The sequence below is a fragment of the Agrobacterium sp. MCAB5 genome, assembly GCF_052114365.1.
Classification (GTDB): Bacteria; Pseudomonadota; Alphaproteobacteria; order Rhizobiales; family Rhizobiaceae; genus Agrobacterium; species Agrobacterium tumefaciens.
Genome location: NZ_JBFREP010000004.1, coordinates 90,374 through 112,933, shown reverse-complemented (window position 1 = coordinate 112,933; position 22,560 = coordinate 90,374). Strand labels below are relative to the sequence as shown.

The window sequence follows — 22,560 nt, the reverse complement described above, 5'->3', positions numbered from 1 at the left end:
TTTCTGTCTTACAATCGGTGTTTCGACATGACTATTCCTGATAGCGCGACACGCCCGCTTCGTCGTTATGGCATTCAACCAGGCAAACGACCGTCTCCCCTAGTGAAGAGGTAGTCTGCAAAAACCGTTCACGCTTTCTCAGTAACAAACGCGGCATCGACCCGTGCGTCAGAGGCGCATGAACGACCGAAGTCGGATCCTGCCTGCGGAACATGACATGTAACTGTCATGCAAACGTTATAATCCGCAATGACGAATTCCATGGAATCGGTTGGCGGGTAAACCGCTGAAAGCTTGGGAGTGAAACTGGCCAGCATGGAAACTGTTTTTGCCCTTTGCGCAATTCTGCTCCTCGCCTTCAATCTTCTCGGCGTCGTTCTGGCAGGCTGGCGGCTGAAAAGACGCGATACGGACAACGCACTTGTCCGGCAGAAACCGCCGGTATCGCTGGTGGTGCCGCTGCGCGGCATCGAAACTTTCACGCCGCTGACGCTGTCGCGCGCCTTCCAGCTCAACTGGCCGGACTATGAGCTGCTGTTCTGTGTCGCCGACGAGTTCGATCCCGTGATCGAGGAAGTGCGCAAGGCAAGCGCGGCCTTCCCCGCAGTTTCAGCGCAATTGCTCATCGGCGATGATCGCATCAGCGCCAATCCCAAACTGAACAATTGCGTCAAGGGCTGGCGTGCTGCCCGGCACGAATGGGTCATTCTGGCCGATTCCAATGTTTTGATGCCGCAATCCTATATCGAAACCATGATGTCGGCCTGGCGGCCGGATAGCGGACTGGTCTGCTCGCCGCCACTCGGCTCCCGGCCGGATGGCTTCTGGGCGCATGTGGAATGCGCCTTCCTCAACGGCTCGCAAGGCCGCTGGCAATATGCGGCGGAAGCCATCGGCATGGGCTTCGCGCAGGGCAAATCGATGTTGTGGAACAAGCCATTCCTGGAAGAGCGCGGCGGCATCCGCGCGCTCGCCGCCGAAATCGCCGAAGATGCCGCTTCCACGAAGCTGGTCAGAAACGCCGGTCGCAAGGTACACTTGGTGTCGGCCCCGTTCGAGCAGCCGCTCGGACATCGCCATGCCGGTGAGATCTGGTCGCGGCAGACCCGCTGGGCGCGGCTGCGGCGCGTCACCTTCCCGCAATATTTCGCCCCGGAAATCCTCACCGGCGCGCTTCCSCCGCTCCTCTTCGCRCTCGCTGCCGCGGTTGCCGCGGATGCGAACCTTGCCGTCACCGCGATTGCCGTACTCGCCATCATGTACGGCCCGGAACTGGCGCTCGCAGCTCTCAACCGGTGGCCGGTATCACTCTATACCCTTCCGGCAATGGTCGCGCGGGATGTCATCATGCCATTCGTCTGGGTACGCAGCTGGATCGGCAGCGCGGTTGCATGGCGCGGCAATGTCATGACGATCGGCACGGCCGAAAGCACATTGGCCGGACCTTCAGCGGACTGAACGGAAGCTATTATTTGAAAGGGTTACACCGACAAGCGAATGTTTYGCTTTAAATGGTCGGAGTGGAGAGATTCGAACTCCCGACCCTCTGGTCCCAAACCAGATGCGCTACCAGACTGCGCTACACTCCGCCGAGGCGATGGCTGGGGAATACACGGTTCACCCGCAGTCCGCAACAGGGAAATTCATCTTTGTTGAGCCCATTGCCTCGATTGTTGAAAACTCATGCAACGCGGTGGGACCGTTAAGAGGCCGCAAGGGATAATCGTCTTGACTCTCACATGGAGTCGGTCCATTTCAAATTCAGCGTTCCTGACACGATTTGGTTATTCTATTCAGGTACGTGAATAGTAATCCGGGGCGCATGCCCCACCGCCCAACCGGAGCAGTTTCGACATGTCTGCGAAGATTTACCGCCCTGCAAAGACCGCCATGCAATCCGGCAAGGCGAAAACCAATGTCTGGGTTCTGGAATTCGACGCTGAGGTCCCGCGCAAGATCGATCCGATCATGGGATACACCTCGACATCCGACATGAAGCAGCAGGTCAAGCTGACATTCGAGACGCAGGAACAGGCCGAAGCCTATGCGCAGCGCAAGGGCATCGAATACCGCGTCATCCAGCCAAAGGAAGCAACCCGCAAGGTTGTATCCTACACGGATAATTTCCGCTTCAACCGCACCCAGCCCTGGACGCATTGAAGAAGACGCACTGAACGATTTTCAGCCGGAGCAATAATAGTCCGGCACGACGGCCCCTTAGCTCAGCTGGATAGAGCGTCGACCTTCTAAGTCGAATGTCGCAGGTTCGAATCCTGCAGGGGTCGCCATCTCCATCTAAACTGCCGCTTTCGGGATCCAGATCGCGGAAATGTCGTCGCCATACGGCASTGCYTCACTCTCCAAAGCACAAATCCCGACCCARGCGCACACGACGGCATCCATCTTGTCCTCAAAAGCCTTCATCTCCCATCCCTTTGCGTTCGTCGCGGGAATGATGAGTGCATCGGCAACACCACCTATCCGTCGATCCAGATGTGCGATGATGAAAGACCAGACCTCGAGGAGTTTGGCGCGACGGTCTGCGGACGTATCCGACCGCCAGTAGCTGCCGACTTTTCCCTGCTTATACGGAAGCCGTTTCGCGGCGTTGGTCAGTTCAACGAGCGCAGGGTGCGGGTAGACTTCGAGCAGACCGGGACTGCTGATTTCCCTGGTTAATAACGGATATCCCGCAAGTTCAAACCCCATTTTGAGGTCATCACTGACCTTGCCGGGCCTGATTGCATTTGGGGTGTGGGTGCCGCATTGCCGGGAACCATAGGCGGAAGACACCAGATTGTCCGAAGCACGGCGGGCAGTAATCGGTTGATGCGAGAGCGGCATATCAATCGTAACGAGATCGATCTTGCATCCCGTAAGGGCTTCTGCGGCCGCCAGAAGCGCCGATGCTTCGGCAACTGATCCCCTGGGGCGATCAGCGAGAACCGGGATATCGGTTCCACAGGCAAGGAAGCCAACGTAGGAAGATGCGGCGGCACGCAGCGTCCAGCCTGTTCCATCGTTGATGACCAAGGCGACCCCGCTTGGCTGGGTAACAGTCCATGCGGCGTCTATACCCAATACGGCTTTCAGAGCGTCACCCCTGCCCGAACAGCGTAAAATACCCCCAGGCGGCGGCRAAAAAAGCGATGATGGCGGCGATCGTCAGGGCTTTTTTCGATTTTGGCCCAAGCGGCTGGCGCGGCTTTTTCGGGGGCGCCGGTTTGCGGAACTTCACCACATTGTCGTTCATTATATCATCGTCCTGCATGTCGCTGCTGAAACCGGCGCCACATCAATGGCATCGGCCTTTTCGGATTTATCTCTAGCAGACCAGAGCTATCATAAATATTACCAAGTTTTCACTTCCCCCTTTAGGCAAGCTATGTCACTTCCCACAATCAGAGGAATACAAACAGCGACAGACGGACCGGAAACAGGGGTTGGAAACAATCCTCTGTGGTATTTTGAATTTTGCGGGTGACGAAAATGAATGACGCCAACACCAATGGCCGCGACACGGAAAACAGCCAGCCCGATCTGCGGGACATTCTGGGTACCAGCAGGTCAGGTAGAAAGAAGAAGTCGCGCCGCTATCTCTATGCCGCAGCAGCCGTGGTGCTGATCGGCGGGGGCCTTGGTTATTATTACCAGTCGCGTGCCGCAGGCGTCGCCTATACCTACACCACGGAAGCGGCGAGACAGGGCGACCTTTCCGTCATCGTAACCTCCACCGGCTCAGTCCAGCCGACCGATCAGGTCGACATATCGAGCGAATTGTCCGGCACCATTCGCAAGGTCAACGTTACCTATAACAGCCCGGTCAAATCAGGCGATATTCTGGCGGAACTGGACACCAACAAGCTGGAGGCCGACGTGCAGAGCGCCCGCGCCAAGCTTGCCTCCGCCAAGGCCAATGTACTGAAGGCGCGCGCCGATCTCGGCTCGGCAAAAACATCGATGGAGCGTCTGCGGTCCCTCGTCCAGAGCCGGGTCTCCAGCCAGCAGGATCTGGATGCCGCGCAGTTCAACCACGATGCCGCCGGCGCCACGCTACAGGTCAATGAGGCGACCGTGCTTTCGGCGGAAGCGGATTTGCGACTGGCCGAGGTCAATCTCGGCAAGGCGAAGATCGTCTCGCCCATCGATGGTGTCATCCTCACCCGCAGTGTCGATCCCGGCGCCACCGTTGCCTCCTCGCTCAACGCTCCCGTTCTGTTCACCATTGCTGGCGATCTGCGCCATATGGAATTGCAGGTGTCGGTGGATGAGGCGGATGTCGGCAAGGTTGAAACCGGGCAGAAGGCCACCTTCAACGTCGATGCTTATCCCGACCGTAGCTTCCCGGCTGAAATAGAGACCGTGCGTTTCGCCTCCGAGACCGTGTCTAACGTAGTGACCTACAAGGGCATATTGACGGTGGACAATGAGGAATTGCTGCTGCGCCCCGGCATGACGGCAACCGCCAATATCGTCGTCGAGGAGATCAAGAATACGCTGCTGGTGCCGAATTCCGCGCTCCGATATACGCCGCCGCGCGAATCCGCCTCCCGTGGCGGTGGCTTGATGAGCCTGTTCCGCCCGCCCCGCATGGGCCGGTCACAGAACCGCGATGCCGGTCCAGCCGCGACAGGCAAAAGAACGGTGTGGGTGCTGCGTAACAACACGCCCGTCTCGGTTTCGATCGAAACCGGCTCCACCGATGGCCAGCATACCGTGGTAAAATCGGGCGAGTTGAAGGCCGACGAYCTGGTGATTACCGACGCCTCAGCCCGCAACGCCGGCTGACGGAGGAAAACCGCATGCAACAGCCGCCGCTCATAGAATTCCGCGATGTCGTCAAGCAATATGGCCGGGGCGAAGCGACGATCCGCGCGCTTGACGGCGTCAGCCTGTCGATCCACGAGAAGGAATTCGTCGCCATCATGGGGCCATCCGGCTCCGGCAAATCCACCTCGATGAACATCATCGGCTGCCTGGATGTGCCGACATCGGGCGAATATCTGTTTCAGGGCGTGCCGACCAGCGGTTTCGACAATGAACATCTGACGCTGCTGCGCCGCCACATGCTGGGTTTCGTGTTTCAGGGCTTCAACCTCCTGTCGCGGACCTCGGCGGTGGAAAATGTCGAGCTGCCGCTCGTGTACCGGGGCATGAAAGCCTCGGAACGGCGCGCGCGCGCCATGGAGGCGCTTGCACAGGTGGGTCTGAAGGGCCGCGAGCACCACACGACGCAGGAGCTTTCCGGCGGTCAGCAGCAGCGTGTGGCCATTGCACGGGCCATCGTCACCCGCCCCGCTCTGCTTCTGGCCGACGAACCCACAGGCAACCTCGACACCAAAACCAGCGCCGAGATCATGGAGCTGATCACCACGCTCAACCGCGACAAGGGCATTACGGTCGTCATGGTCACGCATGAAGAGGATATCGCTGCCCATGCAGGACGCCTCCTGCGTTTCGTGGACGGCCATCTCGCCTCCGACAGCGCAGCGGAAAACAAGGAGACTTCCGATGTTCTTTGAAACGTCGCGTCTTGCGCTGCGTGCCATCAGCCGCAACCTGCTCCGCTCCTTCCTCACCGTGCTCGGCGTCGTCATCGGTGTTGCCGCCGTCATCGCCATGGTAACCATCGGCAACGGCACGACTGAACAGGTGAAATCGGAATTGTCGCGGCTCGGCACCAACATGCTGTTCGTGCGCCCCGGCCAGTTCGGGCCCGGCCGCGCCAGCACGGAAGCCAAACGTTTCGATGATCGCGATGTTGAGGCGATCCGCAACCAGATCAGCGGCCTGCGCGCCGTTGCTCCTCAAAACCGCAGCTCCGCCGCAACGGTCATTTTCGGCGGCAAGAACCACCAGACAAGCGTCATCGGCACCACCAATGATTATCTTGTGGCACAGGACTGGACGCTTGCGCTGGGCCGTGACTTCCAGCCGGCCGAAGATCGCGGCGGGCAGATAGGCTGCATCATCGGCGAAACGGTGCGGCAGGAACTGTTCGGTGCGGAAAACCCTGTCGGCCAGACGATCCGCGTCAGCAACATCTCCTGCCCCGTCATCGGTGTTCTCGCCCGAAAAGGCCAATCCGGCCTCGGCGACGATCAGGATGACACGATCATCATGCCGCTCAAAATCCAYCAGCGGCGCATCGGCGGCACCACCACCATTTCCTCCATCATGGTCTCCGCGCAGGACGGCGTTTCCACCGCCAAGGTGCAAAGCGACCTGCAGAACCTGCTGCGGGAACGGCGGCGCATCAACATTGGCCGCGAGGATGATTTCACCGTCAACGACATGACGCAGATCGCCTCTGCCATGACCGGCACGACGACGCTGCTCACCGGGCTYCTGGGTGCGGTTGCAGCCGTCAGCCTGCTGGTCGGCGGCATCGGCATCATGAACATCATGCTGGTTTCGGTAACCGAGCGCACCCGYGAGATCGGCATTCGCCTCGCCATCGGCGCACTGGAAAAACAGGTACTGACGCAGTTTCTGGTGGAAGCCGTCATGCTCTCTGCCCTGGGCGGCACGGTCGGCATATTAACGGGCCTTGGCCTTGCCTATGGCGTCGTCAGCTTCCTCAACGTGCCCTTCGTCACCAGCCCGTCGATCATCTTCCTCGCCTTCGCCTTCTCGGCTGCCATCGGCGTGATTTTCGGCTATTTCCCGGCGCGGCGGGCAGCGAGTTTGAGCCCGATCGAGGCGCTGCGACACGAGTGAAACGAGCCGTCGAGGCTGCAACGGCCTCGACCGAATAGGTTCATGATTTACGGAGAGTTTCGATGTTCAAATCGGTATCGGATAGCGCCGCTGCTGCAGACGGCGGTTCGCTTGCGCTCTTCGTGGAACGAATTGACGGACAAACGGAACTGTTTGTGATCAATCGCTCCCTCGCGTCACGCGGAACGCCCGACTACAACAAAGTCAGCTCCAGCCTTCGACCACTTGCCGAGGAGGATTGCGGGAAGATTGCAGCAGCTCTCGAGCCGCTTTTGACAACGACGCCATCGATTCATCCGCTGGCGGATTTTATCGATACGTTGAAACAGCAAACATCCCGCTGATCGGAAAAATGGCGCAGCCAATCAAACGCTGGCTTCAGCCTCGCGCTGCTTCGCCAGCGCCGCCAGATCGGCAGGCTTCAGTTCCACCGACTCACCGCAGCCGCAAGCGGACGTCTGGTTCGGGTTGTTGAAGGTGAAGCCGGAGCGCATCTTGGTCACTTCAAAATCCATCTGGGTGCCGAGCAGATAGAGCACGGCGGAGGGCTGAACCCACACCTTGGCTCCATCGAATTCGACCAGATCGTCCTTCGCATCCGCTTCCGTCACGAGGTCGATGGTATATTCCATGCCCGCGCAGCCGCCCTTCTTGATGCCGAYGCGYACACCCTTGGCGTCCGGGCCGGAATTCTCGACGATTGCTTTAACGCGCGAGGCAGCAGCGCCGGTCATGGTCATGATCGCAAAGCCCATGGGCTTAATTCTCCTTCGACAATCGAGTTCAAGGCTCGATGTTTATGGATTTCAATTTAATAGCGCTTGAAGGCGCCATCAAGGGATGACGCCTGTCAAAATCACGTCAGTCTCAATACCAGCCGACGGCGACCTGAGCCTCTTCCGACATGCGGTCCGGCGTCCACGGCGGATCGAAGGTCATCGACACTTCGACACCGGAAACACCTTCGACMGCGCCGACGGCRTTTTCCACCCAGCCCGGCATTTCGCCGGCCACCGGGCAGCCSGGYGCTGTCAGCGTCATGACGATCTTGACCATCCGGTCGTCCTCGATGTCGATCTTGTAAACGAGACCGAGTTCGAAAATATCGGCCGGAATTTCCGGATCGTACACGGTTTTCAGCGCCGCGATCACGTCGTCGCTAAGACGCGCCAGTTCGTCGGGCGCAATGGAAGACGGCTTTGCAGCGTCTTCGGTCACATCATGKGTCTTTGCAGTGGCTTCGGCAGTCATGGTCCTGAACCTCAATCCTGATATCAGGCGAAAAATTTGCGCGCATARTCAAGCGCCTCGACAAGACGATCTACTTCGGCGCGGGTATTGTAAAGGCCGAACGATGCCCGGCATGTGGAGGTGACGCCGAACCGTTTCAAGAGCGGCATGGCACAATGGGTGCCGGCACGCACGGCAACGCCGCGCCGGTCTATCACCATCGACACGTCATGGGCATGGATGCCCTCGAGTTCGAAGGAGAAGATACCGCCCTTATCAGGCGCATTGCCGATGATTCGCAGTGAGTTGACCTCGCGCAGCCGCTCGGCAGCATAGGCCGCAAGATCAGCCTCGTGGGCTGCAATCGCGGCACGGCCGAGATTGTCCATATAATCAAGCGCATAGCCAAGACCGATAGCCTGCACGATGGGCGGCGTTCCCGCTTCGAAACGATGCGGCGGCTCGTTATAGGTCACATTGTCTTCGGACACGTCGAGGATCATCTCGCCGCCGCCCTGGAACGGCCGCATCTCGCTCAGGCGGTCAGCCTTGCCGTAGAGCACGCCGATGCCCGAGGGACCGTAAAGCTTGTGGCCGGTCATGACGTACCAGTCGCAATCGATATCGCGCACGTCGACCGGCATGTGAACCGCGCCCTGAGAGCCATCGACAAGCACCGGAATGCCGCGCTCATGGGCGATGCGGCAGATTTCCTTGACTGGCACGATGGTGCCCAGCGCATTCGACATATGGGTGATGGCAACGAGCTTGGTGCGCTCCGTCAGGCTTTTTTCGAAAGCCTCGATATGGAACGCGCCGTCGTCATCGACAGGCACCCAGACGAGCTTCGCGCCCTGCCGCTCGCGAATGAAATGCCACGGCACGATGTTGGAGTGATGTTCCATGATCGAGATGACGATCTCGTCGCCCTCGCCGATCTTTGGCATGCCGTAACCGTAAGCAACCGTATTGATCGCCTCGGTGGAGGATTTGGTGAAGACGATCTCGTCCACCGAACCGGCATTCAGGAAACGGCGCACCTTTTCGCGCGCCGCCTCATAGGCGTCGGTTGCGGCATTGGAGAGGAAATGCAGGCCACGATGCACATTCGCRTATTCATTGGAATARGCATGCGAAACGGCGTCGATCACCACCTGCGGTTTTTGAGCGGACGCGCCGTTGTCGAGATAGACCAGCGGCTTGCCATAGACCTCGCGCGACAGGATCGGGAAATYCTTCCGCACGGCTTCAACGTCATAAGGGGCCGCCAATGCGGCGCGTTCGCTCTCAGGCATGATGTTCCAGCCAGCCGGAGATGATAGTCTCCAGCGCCTCTACCAGATTTTCTTCTTCCAGTTCCTCGGCGATCTCAGCGACGAAGGCATTGACGAGCATCGCCCGCGCTTTTGCCCGCGGCACGCCGCGCGCCATAAGATAATAGAGATGGTTGTCGTCAATATCGGCAACCGTCGCACCGTGACCGCACTGAACGTCGTCGGCGAAGATTTCAAGCTCCGGCTTTGCCGAGAACTCGCCATCGTCAGACATCAGCAGCGTATTACACGCCATCTTCGCATCGGTCTTCTGGGCATCGGGGGCAACCCGGATCATGCCCTGGAAAATGCCCTTTGCACGGTCGAAGACCACGTTGCGGAACACTTCYGTCGAGGTCGTGTTCGGCACGTTGTGGCCAAGAACCATCGTCACGTCGGTATGGGTTTCGCCGCCCAACAGGTTGACGCCGCGAACGATGAGGTCAGTACCCTCGCCGTCCACGTCGATGCGCAGTTCCTGCCGCACCAGCTTACCGCCGGCATTGATGACGAATAGACGAATCTTGGCGTCCGCACCGATTTTCATGCGCAGCTGGCCAAGATGAATATCGGCCGCACCCTGTTGCTGCAGGATGATCCAGGTCACTTCCGCACCGTCTTCGACAACGATGTCGGTGACGGAGGAAACCAGGGCGGCATCCGAAGTCACCGAAAGGTGACGCTCGATGACGGTCGCCTTGGAACCCTTGCCGAAGCGCACCGGGAAGCGGCTGTGAACCTGACCTGCGCCATGGATCGCCTGCAATTCGATCGGCTTTTCGATCTCGGCATCRGCGGGAATGTCGAGCRTCAGRCCGTCGCGCACGAAGCTGCCGTTGATACGGCCGATCACGTCGTCCTTGCTGGCTTCCGCAAGGCCTGTGGCGGCCGAGCCGTCAAGCAGGCTCTCGGCAAAGCTGGAAACGCCGATGTCTTCGATCTTGCCGACATTGGCCGTGCCATGCAGCACGTAGGCGACGGACGAGCCGGCGACAACAGACGCCTGCTCGTCGATAACAGGTGCGGGCTGGTCCTCGGGAATGGCACGCAACAGGCTCTTGAGATCGGTATAGTGCCACGCCTCGATGCGGCGGGTCGGAAGACCGCCGGTCTTCAGATCGTCGAACAGCACGTCACGGGCGGCGACAACCGCACCATTGCCCGGCAATTCGCTGAACTTGGCGGTATAGGCGTCGATCAGCGCGGTTTCCGCTGGCGTCAGCCGATTGGTCGTTTGAATGTTCATGGACATCACCTCCTGGCCTCTGGCTTAGGCCGCTTCACCGATGATGTCGGCGTAACCATTGTTTTCCAGCTCCAGCGCCAGGGCCTTGTCGCCCGAACGGATGATCTTGCCCTTGTAAAGAACGTGAACGCTATCAGGCACGATGTAATCGAGCAGGCGCTGGTAGTGGGTGATGACGACAGTGGCGCGATCCGGCGACTTCAGCGCGTTGACGCCATCAGCCACGATCTTCAGCGCGTCGATGTCGAGGCCGCTATCGGTTTCGTCGAGAACGCACAGCTTCGGCTCCAGCAGCGCCATCTGCAGGATTTCGGCGCGCTTCTTTTCACCGCCGGAGAAACCAACGTTAAGCGGACGCTTCAGCATGTCCATGTCGATCTTCAGATCGCCGGCAGCTTCCTTGACGCGACGGATAAAGTCCGGCGTCGTCAGCTCGGCCTCGCCGCGCGCCTTGCGTTGCTCGTTCATAGCAACCTTGAGGAACTGCATGGTGGCAACACCCGGAATTTCGACCGGATACTGGAAGGCCAGGAAAATACCCTTGGCAGCGCGCTCGGCGGCATCCAGTTCCAGAATGCTTTCGCCGTTATAGAGGATGTCACCGGAGGTGACTTCGTAATCTTCGCGGCCCGACAGGATGTAGGACAGCGTCGACTTGCCGGAACCGTTCGGGCCCATGATGGCCGCAACTTCACCGGCAGCAACCTTCAGGTTGAGGCCCTTGATGATCTCGGTTTCGGTATCGGCGATCTTTGCGTGCAGGTCGATGATTTCAAGCATGGTTTTATCCTAAGAATAGTGTGAGCGAAGGTGCGCGAAACCGCGCACTCAAAGTGCGTATTCGTATGACGATCAGCCGACCGAACCTTCCAGCGAAATGCCGATCAGCTTCTGCGCTTCAACCGCAAACTCCATCGGCAGCTGCTGGATGACATCCTTCACGAAGCCGTTGACGATCAGTGCGATGGCCGACTCCTCGGGAATGCCGCGYTGCAGGCAATAGAACAGCTGGTCTTCGGAAATCTTSGACGTGGTCGCCTCATGCTCGAAATGAGCAGACGAGTTCTTCGCCTCGATATAGGGCACGGTATGCGCGCCGCACTTGTCACCGATCAGAAGCGAGTCGCACTGCGTGAAGTTGCGCGTGTTGGTCGCCTTGCGGTGAGCCGAGACCTGTCCGCGATAGACGTTTTCCGAGAAACCGGCGGCAATGCCCTTGGCGATGATGCGGCTCGACGTATTCTTGCCGAGATGGATCATCTTGGTGCCACTGTCGATCTGCTGATGGCCGTTGGAAACCGCAATCGAATAGAATTCGCCACGGCTGTCGTCGCCGCGCAAAATGCAGGACGGGTATTTCCAGGTGATGGCAGAACCGGTTTCAACCTGCGTCCACGAAATCTTCGAACGGTTGCCACGGCAATCGCCGCGCTTGGTCACGAAGTTGTAGATGCCGCCCTTGCCGTCCTTGTCGCCCGGATACCAGTTCTGGACTGTGGAATATTTGATTTCGGCATCGTCGAGTGCCACSAGTTCCACCACGGCGGCGTGAAGCTGGTTCTCGTCGCGCTGAGGTGCCGTGCAGCCTTCCAGATAGGAGACGTAGGCGCCYTCTTCRGCGATGATCAGCGTGCGCTCGAACTGTCCGGTGTTCTTTTCGTTGATGCGAAAATAGGTGGAAAGCTCCATCGGGCACCGCACGCCCTTCGGCACGAACACGAAGGAACCATCGGTAAAGACGGCCGAGTTCAGCGTTGCGTAGAAATTGTCCGTCTGCGGCACGACCGAACCGAGATATTTCTTCACCAGATCAGGATATTCGCGCACGGCTTCGGAGATCGACATGAAGATCACGCCGGCCTTTGCCAGTTCCGCCTTGAAGGTGGTGACAACGGAGACGCTGTCGAACACCGCATCCACGGCCACACGACGGTTTTCCACGCCGGCCAGGATTTCCTGTTCCTTCAGCGGGATACCCAGCTTCTCGTAAACCTTCAGCAGCTCCGGATCGACTTCGTCCAGCGACTTCGGGCCGGGCGTGCTTTTCGGTGCGGCATAATAATAGAGATCGTTGAAGTCGATCTTGGGGTAGCTGACGCGCGCCCATGTCGGCTCTTCCATCGTCAGCCAGCGCTTGTAAGCCTCAAGACGCCATTCCAGCATCCATTCCGGCTCCTGCTTCTTGGCCGAGATGAAGCGGATCACCTCTTCCGAAAGGCCCTTCGGGGCCTTGTCGACTTCAATTTCGGTTTCGAAGCCGTATTTATACTGGTCCACATCGATCTGGCGAACCTGATCGATCGTTTCCTGAACCGCTGCCATGTCGTTCTCCAATCTCGCCGGAGCCAAGGTCCGGTGGCTTGTCAACGTATCAAGGCGGATAGCCGCCTTCATCCATCTTCGGGCAAATAATCCGGGCCCGTATAAACGGGGCGGAGCTTATACCCATGTAAGTGCGGGATGGCGCTTTTCACACATCCCGGCAAGCGGAAAATTGCTATTCCGCAATTCTTTGCCGCATTTTAAGCGGCCTGACCGGTCAGCCTGCGCCGCCCGGCAATTTTCGTAAAGGCTGCGAGCGCGTGCTCGATATCCGCCTCATCAGTCGCATGACCAAGGGAAATCCTGAGTGCGCCAAGCTTGGGATCGCGTCCCATCGCCGTCAGCACATGGCTTTCACCCACCTTGCCGGAAGAGCAGGCCGAACCGGCCGARAGCGCAATGCCTTCGATATCGAATGCAATCTGGCCCGTTTCCGCCTTCAAACCGGGCAAGGTGAAAAACGTGGTATTGCCGACACGGCCGACATCCTCACCGTAGATGATCACGTCAGGCGCGACTGCCCGCATGCCGTCTTCCAGCCTTGCGCGCAGCGCTGCAAGACGCGTCGCTTCGGTCTCGAGGTTTTGCGCAGCAATAGCGGCGGCGGCACCGAAACCGATGACCGACAGGGTATTTTCAGTACCGGAACGATGTCCCTTTTCCTGACCGCCACCATGAATCAGCGGCTTCGGCATCATCACCTCGCCGCGGGACACCAGCGCCCCAGCACCCTTCGGGCCACCAAGCTTGTGGGACGAGATCACAAGGAAATCGGCCTCCAATGCATTGATATCGAGCGGAACGCGGCCGGCAGCCTGCACGGCATCGACGACCATCAATCCCCCAGCTGCATGTGCAAGCCGCGCCGCTTCAGCCACCGGCTGAAGAATGCCGGTCTCATTATTGACCAGCATGCAGGCGACCATCGGCAGACCAGTGGACTTGTCGTGCGCTGACAGCAGCGCATCAAGGGCCGCAAGATCGATGACACCCGCTGACGTAACGGGAATTTCCGTAACGTCAGCCTTGTCGAACCGGCCCCCTTCGCGAAAAGCCGGGTGTTCGATCGCCGAAACGTAAAGACGACCATAGCGTACGGGAGCGCGCCCCATCTTGAATTCAGGCGAAAGCACCAGATTGGCCGCTTCGGTCGCACCGCTCGTAAAGGTCACATGCGACGCCTGGGCGCCGCAGACCACAGCAACGTCACGACGCGCGGCCTCGACGGCCGCACGGGCTGCGCGCCCTTCCCGGTGTACGGAGGACGGATTACCCGTGATATCGAGAGCGTGGACAAGAGCATCCCGCACGGCAGGCAAAAGCGGCGCCGTGGCGTTCCAGTCCATATATGTGCGCGTCAAAACCGTCATCGCGGAAAAGCTTCGCTCAATCTTCCATGCGCCAAAACGCATTTTTCTTGAAATTACAGTTGCGCTTGCCTTATGACACGGTCCGAGTGCTTAAGCACACGCAAAGTTTCGAATTATTCTAAACTGCGTTCTAGAAAAGATGACACAGTTCGTCAAGTCTTCTCGTCGGAAGAATGCGGTTGGAGAATGAAAAAACACGACCGGAGTACCAATGCCCGAAGTCATTTTTAACGGCCCTGCGGGTCGCCTCGAAGGCCGTTATCAACCCTCCAAGGAAAAGAGCGCGCCGATAGCGATCATCCTTCATCCGCACCCGCAGTTCGGCGGCACGATGAACAACCAGATCGTTTATCAGCTCTTCTATCTTTTCCAGAAGCGCGGTTTCACGACGCTCCGGTTCAACTTTCGCTCCATCGGCCGCAGCCAGGGCGAGTTTGACCATGGCGCCGGCGAGCTTTCCGATGCCGCGTCCGCTCTCGACTGGGTGCAGAGCCTGCATCCCGATTCGAAAAGCTGCTGGGTCGCCGGTTATTCCTTCGGCGCCTGGATCGGCATGCAGCTTCTGATGCGTCGCCCGGAAATCGAAGGTTTCATGTCGATTGCGCCGCAGCCCAACACCTACGACTTCTCTTTCCTCGCCCCCTGCCCGTCTTCCGGCCTCATCATCAATGGCGACGCCGACAAGGTCGCGCCTGAGAAGGATGTCAACGGTCTGGTCGAAAAGCTGAAGACCCAGAAGGGCATCCTCATCACCCACCGCACCCTTCCCGGCGCCAACCACTTCTTCAACGGCAAGGTTGATGAGCTGATGAGCGAATGTGAGGACTACCTCGACCGCCGCCTGAATGGCGAACTGGTTCCGGAACCGGCAGCGAAGCGCATTCGGTGATTTAGGAGCGCAGCTTAGGTCATTGTTGATCTACCTACAATGATCGACGGCGGGCTTGGCTCGCCGTCGTCTATTACGCCCTGACCAAAACCCCACCCGTAACCGGCTCATTCACACCGGTCGTCCCCGGATATGTTAGCGGCAGCCCCTTCAGCGATCGCACCGCCAGATAGGCCCAGGCCTCCGCCTCCATCGCCCCGCCGTCGAACCCCGCCTCTTCCGCCGCGATTACCCGCGCACCCTGCTTGGCAGCAAGGCTCGCAAACTCTTCCATGATAACAGGATTGAGCCGCCCGCCGCCGCAGATCACATAGGTCTTAGCCGCTTCCGGCAGATAGCTCGCCGATTTGAGGATCGCGGCACCCGTCAGATGCGAYAGCGTGCGTGCGCCGTCCGCYAGCGAAACCTCGCCCTTTYGCGGCGGCACGAAATCGCTGCGGTCAAGCGAGCGGCGGATATTGGCCGAGAAGAACGGRCTTTCCATGTAGCGCGTGACGAGCGAGGCWACGACGCTGCCGCCCGCCGCCGTCCTGCCGCCCTTGTCGAAGGCTTTGCCCGTATGCGCCTCGATCCACTGGTCGATCAGCATATTGCCGGGACCGCTATCGAAAGCCGCAAGCCGCCCTGCCTCGCCGATATAGGTGAGATTGGATATGCCGCCGATATTGACGAAGACGGCGGGCGTTTCGAAGCCATCAGGCAGATTGGCGGAGAGCGCCATGTGGTACGCAGGAATGAGCGGTGCGCCCTGCCCGCCATGCACCATGTCGTTGGCACGCATGTCGTACACCACATCGATACCGGTTTCCTCGGCCAGAAGCGCGCCGTTGCCGATCTGCACGGTCAACGCCTCATCCGGCCGATGCAGCACCGTCTGGCCATGAAAACCGATCACGTCTATATCGCTGGCTTCAAGCCGGTGGCGGTGGAGGAAGGATTTGACYGCCGCCGCATGGGCAAGCGTCAGCTTGCGTTCCGCATCCGCGAGGTCACCCGGACGCTCGTGCCGTTCGCGAATGGCTTTGGCCGTAACCAGCGCCTTCTGCCACGTGGCGCGCAGGCCCGGATCATAGGGGAAATAACCGCTCGGCCCATGCCGGACCACGTTTTCGCCATCCGTGCGCAACAGGGCGATATCGATGCCGTCCATCGACGTCCCGCTCATCAGCCCGATTGCAGTTTTGACCTCGCCCACGCGCTGCTCCCTTTCAATATCGAATCATGCGGAGATGAATCGCCGTTATTCATGGCCGAAACGGGTGCACTTTTCAAAAAACAATGGTAAAGCCCCCCGCGTTCATTGACAGACAATGACGGCAAAGGTCCAACCAGAAAGAAAAAGGTTATGTCCAGGTTCAAGTCCGATTTCCTCCGCACGCTCGATGAGCGCGGCTTCATTCACCAGATCTCCGACGAGTCGGGTCTCGACGAACTGTTCGCCAAGGAAACCGTGACCGCCTATATCGGCTATGACCCGACGGCCTCCAGCCTGCATGTCGGCCACCTCACCCAGATCATGATGCTGCACTGGATGCAGAAGACCGGTCACCAGCCGATTTCGCTTATGGGCGGCGGCACCGGCATGGTTGGCGATCCCTCCTTCAAGGAGGAGGCCCGCAAGCTGATGACAATCGACATGATCGAGGACAACATCACCTCGCTCAAGCACGTCTTCGCCAACTACCTCGATTACGATCGCGCGGAAAATCCGGCRCTGATGATCAACAATGCCGACTGGCTGCGTGGACTCAACTACCTCGAATTCCTGCGCGACGTCGGCCGCCACTTCTCGGTCAACCGCATGCTGTCCTTCGACAGCGTGAAGACGCGCCTCGACCGCGAGCAGTCGCTGTCCTTCCTCGAATTCAATTACATGATCCTCCAGGCCTACGATTTCGTGGAGCTGAACCAGCGTACCGGCTGCCGCCTGCAGATGGGCGGCTCTGACCARTGGGGCAACATCATCAACGGCATCGAYCTCGGTCACCGCATGGGGACACCGCAGCTCTATGCGCTGACCTCCCCGCTTTTGACCACGTCTTCGGGTGCGAAGATGGGCAAGTCCGCGTCCGGTGCCGTCTGGCTCAACAAGGACCTGCTGCCGGTCTATGATTTCTGGCAATACTGGCGCAACACGGAAGACGCGGACGTGGTTCGCTTCGCGAAGCTCTTCACCACGCTGCCGATGGATGAGATCGCACGCATCGCCGCCCTTGGCGGATCTGAGATCAACGAGGCGAAGAAAATCCTCGCAACGGAAGTGACGGCYATYCTGCATGGCCGTGCCGCTGCCGAAGAAGCTGCCGAAACGGCGCGCAAGACTTTCGAGGAAGGCGCGCTTGCTGAAAACCTGCCCTCCATCGAGGTTCCGGCATCCGAACTCGATGCCGGCGTCGGCGTCCTGTCGCTCATCGTCCGSGCTGGCCTTGCCGGCTCGAATGGCGAAGCCCGCCGTCACGTTCAGGGCGGCGCGGTAAAGATCAACGACAAGGGCGTATCCGACGATCGCCAGATGATCGGTTCCGCCGAGATCACCGGCGATGGCCTCATCAAGCTTTCGGTTGGCAAGAAGAAGCACGTTCTCGTTCGCCCGGCGTAACACCCGCGCAAATCATCAGATAAAGGGCCGCGGAAGCGGCCCTTTTTATTGAAACTCGAAAATCTGCCTGAAGACGCCGGGCGCTATCAGCGACAGCGGGTTTATAGTCAGCTTCGGCTGGTCCGTCTGGCCGGAAAGCTTGAAGGTGATGCCGAGCAGCCCCCGGTCGCGGCCGTTGCCGAGGAAGATGCCGATAAAGGGCAGCTCGCCGAACAGCCGGTTCAGGCCATAGGCGGGCATGAAGGTGCCGGTCATGTCCATACGGCCGTTCTGGTCTTTCAGCAGGCCCTGGAAGGTCGCACCGATCTGTTCGCCGCGCACCACGCCGTTTTCCACCGCAACCGAGCCGTTGACGTAAACGAGCCGGGCAAAACCGCGCTGGAATTTCTCCGAGCTGACATCGATATTGCGGCGGACCGCCGTGTTGAGGCTCCGGCCGTCATCGCCCGTCGGCGTGGCGACGATATCCTGAAGCTTCGCTTCGTTGACGACGGCGAAATTGCGCAGATCGAGCGAGCCGCTCCAGTCGCTGCCGTTGACGGTCGAGAGTGCGAGATTGAGAAGACCACCGCGAATGCGGGTGTAGATATTGGTGAAACGGGCAAGAGAACCGGCRTCGCTGCTGGTAAGCGTCACGGTTCCCGTCGCGCCGCGATTGGTCGTCTGMGCCACAACCGCCTGGCCCCTGCCKGTGACGCCGCGAAAATCAACCGAACGGACCTTGCCGTCACGCACACTGACATCGGCACTGACATTGGAAAGGATCTCGTCATTAAAGCCGTAGACCTTGTCGAGTTGCGCCTTGATGGCAAGGGACGGCTGCGAACGCGATGTGCCATCACCTGCCCCTGAGGAACTGCGAAGCTTTGAGAGGAAAGGCCGGAGATCGGCAGATTTTCCCGAAGCGTTGATGCTGTATCCGTTTTTGGAGGCACTGACGGCGACGGCGTAATTGTCGGAAGGTGACAATTGCACGCGGCTGAGATCGGCCGAAATCAGCCCGTTCTTGGTGAAGGTGACATCTCCGGCAGCGCCGAAGCCGTCCCCGGTTAGGGAGAAATCACTGATCGTCGTGCGGCCATCGCTGGTTTCCAGGGTAAAGGTCGCTTTTGCCGGAATACCGACGCCCTTGCTCCATCCAAGCCCCGGCAGAATGATAGACGCCTTCGCCAGATCGAGCTGTATCTCCTGACTTTTCGTATCCGCGCCATCGATTTCCACAACGGTCGTGCCGCCAAGAACCGTGGAAAGCTCCGGTGCAAGCTTGGCGACCTGCGTCTCGTTCAGGGTTGCTCTCAGCGACAGCGTTGGAGCAACGTCGCTGTTCTTGCGCACCGGCTCCGTCATCTCGATAGACATCGGCACATCGTCCACCCGGCCCTTGCCTTCAAGCTTGAGCTGCCGGTCGTTGATGGACATGAAACCGTCAAGCGCGGTCACCTTGCGGCCGGCAAACGGCTTTGTCAGCGACAGGTTCTTCAGATCGAGATCGGCAGTCCACACCGGCGGCGGTGGATTTTGGCTGGAAAGCATGCCGACGGTCAGCTTTGCATTCGCCGTCACGTCGCCGGTGAAGTCATCCGGCTTGAACTGCGTATCCTTGAGCGCATTGATGGGCTTCAGCGTCGCAAGCTCCGCCACGGCATCGGCCGAGCCCGAAACGTTCAACTCGAGATTCCCAAGCAGGGGCTTTGCATAGACGTCGGACATGGAGAACCGGCTGTCCTCCAGCGCAAGCGACCGATTGGAGGCGAAATAGGATGTCGCGTTCTTGAGATCGACATTCATCCGGCCGCCGACGAGATTGAAATGCGCATCAACGTCGCGCAGCGGCGGAATGTCGCCGGTGGTATTGAGACGCGTACCGTCGATATCGAAGCGGATCTGCATTTCGCTCTCGCCCAGCACCAGCGGGCAACCGGGACCGCACATCCGTCCCTGAGGAATGAAGATCGCAATCGAGCCGTTCGTGACCGTGCCGCCATAAAGATTGGAGACCACCCACTCGCGCGGCTTGTGCGCCATCCAGAACGGCCAGAGCTGCTTGACCGCCGTGGCCTCCATCTTGGGAATCTGTCCGGCGAAACTGATTTCAGGCGAGCCCTGGCCGAAGCGGATTTTCAGCGAGCCTGCCATGTCTCCAAGCGGGCCGGTAACGTAGAGYGAGGGAACCTCAAGCTGCCTGGTCGCGACATTGAATTGCCCGTCCGCCTTCAAGCTGAAAGGAACGGGTTCTTCGCCAGAGGCTTCAGCCGAGGCAACCGCATTGTCGATCCGCAGCGAAAGACCGAAGCCCTCTTGGGTATCCGTGATTTCCCCAGTGACCGGAATAGCCGTTCGGCCGAGATCGATCCGCGAATTCGCAATGACAAGACTGCTTTTCTGAAAATCGTAGCGCGCATTGACGGTGCCGGCCGTGAAGGGCTGAGCCTCGCCGCCGATAAGAAGCATTCCATTGCCCATGCCGAGCGAGATTTCCAGCCGCGGCTCATGTCCGGGCATGGAACGCCGGGCGAGGATGCTGACACCGGTCTTGACGTTCAGCCCCTCATGAAGATTGCCTTCAGGATCGAATTTTTCCAGAAAAGGACCGATGTCGAAACCGTCGATGCGCGCGTCAAAACCGTCGATCACACCGCCTGATCCCGATGTCTTTAGCGACAGGCTGGCGATTTCGCCGTTAAACAGCGTTTCACCCTCAAGCGAATATCCGCCCTGCTGGTCAGGGGTCAACGAAAGTTCACGCACTTCAACGACGCGTGGCTTGCCGGCTTCGCTCGGCGGCAAGTGGATCGAAACGCTGGAAATATCGATTTCCTCTGTTCCGCTGCTTAAAAACGCCTGCGCCAATTTGTCCAGCTGGGAAAACGCCGCCTGCAACTGCTGCGGCACCGCGTCCAGCCGGATGCTGGCGAGATCGAAACCGTTACCCTTGGGCAAAAGGGCCGTATCGAGTTCCATCCCGTCGGCCTCGAGGCTTTGCACGGAGACGCGTCCGGTCAAAAGCGCTAGCGGATCGAGCGCCATGCCGATAGCCCTTGCCCGGCTCAAATGCTGGCCGGATTCCTTCTCGACGATATCCACATCCTCCGCCACCAGCGCAAGCCGCAGCCCGGTCGAGAACCTGATGGCCGAAGAACCGATTCGCGCGCTGTAGTGGGGTCCGAGCGCCCGTTCGAGCGCCTGCTGCGCCTGGCTGGAAAGGGCATTGTCGATCGATCCGGTTTCGACGGAGACAATGATGCCGCCGATGGACAGGAAGGCCAGTACGAAAAGAGCAGCGAAAATCTTGATGAGAGCACGMGCCATGGAGCGCGGCGCCGGGCAATGCACGATGAGAGGATCTTCGGCCTGCGCCGAAGGAAGATCATGCAGCGCAACGATATCGCGCTTGCTGAACTTGACCTTTTCACCCCTTACTTCAGCCATACGCCCGTGTTTGCCCCTGAATAGCTTTTGTTTCGCCTCAACACTGGACGACGCCCGGTTTCGCTATATATCGAATGTGGCGACTTTCACTCAACATCCCGGCGAAAGAAAGATGATTATGACAGAACTGACGATTGGCAGCCCTGCCCCGGATTTTACTTTGCCCCGCAACGGTGAAGGAACGGTGACATTGTCCGGCCTGCGAGGCAAGGCGGTCGTTCTCTATTTCTACCCGAAGGACGACACATCCGGCTGCACCGCCGAAGCGATAGATTTCAGTGCCCTTGGCGCGGAATTCGAGGCCGCCAATACTGTCGTCATCGGCATTTCCCCTGATAGCGTCAAAAGCCACGACAAGTTTGCTGCAAAACACAAGCTTTCGGTGATGCTGGCCGCCGACGAGGAACGGAAGGCGCTCGAGGCCTACGGCGTCTGGAAGGAAAAAAGCATGTATGGCAAAAAATACATGGGTGTCGAACGCACCACCGTCCTCGTAGCACCTGACGGTACGATCGCGGAAATCTGGAACAAGGTGAAGGTTCCGGGCCACGCACAGGCCGTTCTCGACGCCGCACGGAAGCTCTGAGAGACGCCCCTGTCGTGACGCCCACCTTCAGGATCATCTCGCTGCGCGGCGGCGCCACCGAGGCGATTGCCTGCGCCGATCTCGACAGAAAAACCGCACTGGCGCAGGAAACGGCGACACGATGGTTCGAGCACCGCCTGTCGCTGCGCTCCCCCCTAGATCCACCCMTGCCCGAACGTCCGGGCAGGCCGGATAAACCGGAACTCGTTCCGCCGACCGCCGTCGAGCGCCGCTCCCTCCACAGCGTCAAGGGTCGCATAGCGCTGTTGCACGCCATCGCCCATATCGAGCTGAACGCCGTTGACCTCGCGCTCGACATCGTCCCCGTTATGCCAGCGAGCCGGTGCCGCATTCCTTTTTCAACGGCTGGATGCAGGTTGCCTTCGAGGAGGCGAAACATTTCCGGCTGGTGCGGGAAAGGCTGCGAAACCTCGGCGCGGATTACGGCGATCTGCCCGCCCATGACGGGCTCTGGCAGGCGGCGCATTCAACCCGCAACGACCTCACCGCGCGGCTCGCAGTCGTACCGCTCATCCTCGAGGCGCGCGGACTGGACGTGACGCCCTCCCTGCAGGCGAAGATGCGCGAAACCGGAGACCTTGAAAGCGCCGCCGTTCTCGATGTCATCTACAATGACGAAAAGGGTCATGTCGCCATCGGCGCCAAATGGTTTCGCTTCCTGTGCGCCCGCGAAAAGAAGGACCCGGCAGCAACCTTCAGGCAACTGGTGCGTGCCAATTTCCGCGGACCGCTGAAACCACCCTTCAACGACCTCGCCCGTGCCGAAGCCGGGTTGACGCCATCCTTTTACCGCTCCCTCACCGCTGTCAGCAACAGCGGCTGACGCCCGCAGCCC

Annotated in this window: 20 protein-coding genes, 2 tRNA genes and 1 pseudogene; 11 read left to right on the top strand and 12 right to left on the bottom strand. The window is 59.4% G+C overall.

Annotation, left to right across the window (positions count from 1 at the left end):
• Window positions 1–315 precede the first annotated feature (315 nt).
• The gene (locus AB4Z23_RS11235) at window positions 316–1,458 is read left to right on the top strand and encodes a ceramide glucosyltransferase (RefSeq protein WP_421477730.1); all 1,143 of its coding nucleotides are present in this window, start codon (window positions 316–318) and stop codon (window positions 1,456–1,458) included.
• Window positions 1,459–1,512: 54 nt separating this feature from the next.
• Here the strand turns inward: AB4Z23_RS11235 and AB4Z23_RS11230 are convergent.
• Window positions 1,513–1,589: transfer RNA gene (locus tag AB4Z23_RS11230), tRNA-Pro, on the bottom strand.
• A 265-nt stretch (window positions 1,590–1,854) separates the two neighbouring features.
• On the opposite strand from AB4Z23_RS11230, the gene AB4Z23_RS11225 reads away from it, so the two are divergent.
• Both AB4Z23_RS11225 and AB4Z23_RS11220 read left to right on the top strand, forming a co-directional pair.
• Window positions 1,855–2,160, top strand: a complete 306-nt coding sequence (locus tag AB4Z23_RS11225; RefSeq protein ID WP_003495468.1) for an ETC complex I subunit — start codon at window positions 1,855–1,857, stop codon at window positions 2,158–2,160.
• A 51-nt stretch (window positions 2,161–2,211) separates the two neighbouring features.
• Window positions 2,212–2,288: transfer RNA gene (locus AB4Z23_RS11220), tRNA-Arg, on the top strand.
• 7 nt (window positions 2,289–2,295) lie between these two features.
• Here AB4Z23_RS11220 and AB4Z23_RS11215 read toward each other — a convergent pair.
• Together AB4Z23_RS11215 and AB4Z23_RS11210 are read right to left on the bottom strand one after the other, a co-directional pair.
• A complete protein-coding gene (locus AB4Z23_RS11215) occupies window positions 2,296–3,081 on the bottom strand; it encodes a DUF429 domain-containing protein (protein WP_441360119.1) in 786 nt (261 codons plus the stop codon).
• Between the two features lie 16 nt (window positions 3,082–3,097).
• Window positions 3,098–3,253, bottom strand: coding sequence for a hypothetical protein (locus AB4Z23_RS11210; protein WP_003515963.1), 156 nt, complete (start codon window positions 3,251–3,253; stop codon window positions 3,098–3,100).
• 236 nt (window positions 3,254–3,489) lie between these two features.
• On the opposite strand from AB4Z23_RS11210, the gene AB4Z23_RS11205 reads away from it, so the two are divergent.
• The 4 genes from AB4Z23_RS11205 to AB4Z23_RS11190 all read left to right on the top strand — a co-directional run bounded on the left by AB4Z23_RS11205 (window position 3,490) and on the right by AB4Z23_RS11190 (window position 7,064).
• Entirely contained in the window at window positions 3,490–4,788 is a 1,299-nt protein-coding gene (locus AB4Z23_RS11205) for an efflux RND transporter periplasmic adaptor subunit (protein WP_306625590.1), read from the top strand.
• A gap of 14 nt (window positions 4,789–4,802) precedes the next feature.
• On the top strand, window positions 4,803–5,522 hold the full coding sequence (locus tag AB4Z23_RS11200) for an ABC transporter ATP-binding protein (RefSeq protein ID WP_038491350.1): 720 nt from the start codon (window positions 4,803–4,805) through the stop codon (window positions 5,520–5,522).
• Window positions 5,512–6,720, top strand: a complete 1,209-nt coding sequence (locus AB4Z23_RS11195) for an ABC transporter permease (RefSeq protein ID WP_003515968.1) — start codon at window positions 5,512–5,514, stop codon at window positions 6,718–6,720. Before AB4Z23_RS11200 ends, AB4Z23_RS11195 begins: the two co-directional genes overlap by 11 nt.
• A 62-nt stretch (window positions 6,721–6,782) precedes the next feature.
• Window positions 6,783–7,064 (top strand): hypothetical protein, encoded by a 282-nt coding sequence (locus tag AB4Z23_RS11190; RefSeq protein ID WP_019567106.1) that lies wholly within the window; start codon window positions 6,783–6,785, stop codon window positions 7,062–7,064.
• Between the two features lie 21 nt (window positions 7,065–7,085).
• On the opposite strand, the gene sufA is transcribed toward AB4Z23_RS11190, so the two are convergent.
• From sufA to AB4Z23_RS11155, 7 genes are all read right to left on the bottom strand, one after another.
• Entirely contained in the window at window positions 7,086–7,475 is a 390-nt protein-coding gene (sufA, locus tag AB4Z23_RS11185) for a Fe-S cluster assembly scaffold SufA (RefSeq protein WP_441360118.1), read from the bottom strand.
• A 112-nt stretch (window positions 7,476–7,587) separates the two neighbouring features.
• Window positions 7,588–7,971: an SUF system Fe-S cluster assembly protein gene (locus AB4Z23_RS11180; RefSeq protein ID WP_003515972.1), complete on the bottom strand. Its 384-nt coding sequence runs from the start codon at window positions 7,969–7,971 to the stop codon at window positions 7,588–7,590.
• A 23-nt stretch (window positions 7,972–7,994) separates the two neighbouring features.
• Window positions 7,995–9,245 (bottom strand): cysteine desulfurase, encoded by a 1,251-nt coding sequence (locus AB4Z23_RS11175; protein ID WP_441360117.1) that lies wholly within the window; start codon window positions 9,243–9,245, stop codon window positions 7,995–7,997.
• Window positions 9,238–10,509, bottom strand: coding sequence for a Fe-S cluster assembly protein SufD (gene sufD, locus AB4Z23_RS11170; RefSeq protein WP_441360116.1), 1,272 nt, complete (start codon window positions 10,507–10,509; stop codon window positions 9,238–9,240). The genes AB4Z23_RS11175 and sufD overlap by 8 nt, the downstream gene beginning before the upstream one ends.
• 24 nt (window positions 10,510–10,533) lie before the next feature.
• Window positions 10,534–11,289 carry a Fe-S cluster assembly ATPase SufC gene (gene sufC / locus AB4Z23_RS11165; RefSeq protein ID WP_003507958.1) on the bottom strand — a complete coding sequence of 252 codons (756 nt, stop codon included), beginning with the start codon at window positions 11,287–11,289 and terminating at the stop codon, window positions 10,534–10,536.
• Window positions 11,290–11,361: 72 nt separating this feature from the next.
• Window positions 11,362–12,831 (bottom strand): Fe-S cluster assembly protein SufB, encoded by a 1,470-nt coding sequence (gene sufB, locus AB4Z23_RS11160; protein WP_003507956.1) that lies wholly within the window; start codon window positions 12,829–12,831, stop codon window positions 11,362–11,364.
• 200 nt (window positions 12,832–13,031) lie between these two features.
• The gene (locus AB4Z23_RS11155) at window positions 13,032–14,201 is read right to left on the bottom strand and encodes a cysteine desulfurase family protein (RefSeq protein WP_421477620.1); all 1,170 of its coding nucleotides are present in this window, start codon (window positions 14,199–14,201) and stop codon (window positions 13,032–13,034) included.
• Between the two features lie 211 nt (window positions 14,202–14,412).
• On the opposite strand from AB4Z23_RS11155, the gene AB4Z23_RS11150 reads away from it, so the two are divergent.
• Window positions 14,413–15,090 carry an alpha/beta hydrolase gene (locus AB4Z23_RS11150; RefSeq protein WP_003507952.1) on the top strand — a complete coding sequence of 226 codons (678 nt, stop codon included), beginning with the start codon at window positions 14,413–14,415 and terminating at the stop codon, window positions 15,088–15,090.
• A 73-nt stretch (window positions 15,091–15,163) separates the two neighbouring features.
• Here the strand turns inward: AB4Z23_RS11150 and AB4Z23_RS11145 are convergent, their stop codons facing one another.
• Window positions 15,164–16,285, bottom strand: a complete 1,122-nt coding sequence (locus tag AB4Z23_RS11145) for an anhydro-N-acetylmuramic acid kinase (protein ID WP_441360115.1) — start codon at window positions 16,283–16,285, stop codon at window positions 15,164–15,166.
• A 150-nt stretch (window positions 16,286–16,435) separates the two neighbouring features.
• On the opposite strand from AB4Z23_RS11145, the gene tyrS reads away from it, so the two are divergent.
• Window positions 16,436–17,689: a tyrosine--tRNA ligase gene (gene tyrS / locus AB4Z23_RS11140; protein ID WP_441360114.1), complete on the top strand. Its 1,254-nt coding sequence runs from the start codon at window positions 16,436–16,438 to the stop codon at window positions 17,687–17,689.
• A gap of 45 nt (window positions 17,690–17,734) precedes the next feature.
• On the opposite strand, the gene AB4Z23_RS11135 is transcribed toward tyrS, so the two are convergent.
• Window positions 17,735–21,118, bottom strand: coding sequence for a YhdP family protein (locus tag AB4Z23_RS11135; protein WP_421477616.1), 3,384 nt, complete (start codon window positions 21,116–21,118; stop codon window positions 17,735–17,737).
• Window positions 21,119–21,236: 118 nt separating this feature from the next.
• Here AB4Z23_RS11135 and AB4Z23_RS11130 point away from each other — a divergent pair, with 118 nt between their 5' ends.
• Together AB4Z23_RS11130 and AB4Z23_RS11125 are read left to right on the top strand one after the other, a co-directional pair.
• Entirely contained in the window at window positions 21,237–21,704 is a 468-nt protein-coding gene (locus AB4Z23_RS11130; protein ID WP_013636380.1) for a peroxiredoxin, read from the top strand.
• A gap of 14 nt (window positions 21,705–21,718) precedes the next feature.
• Window positions 21,719–22,548: pseudogene (locus AB4Z23_RS11125) on the top strand (ferritin-like domain-containing protein).
• Window positions 22,549–22,560: the final 12 nt, after the last annotated feature.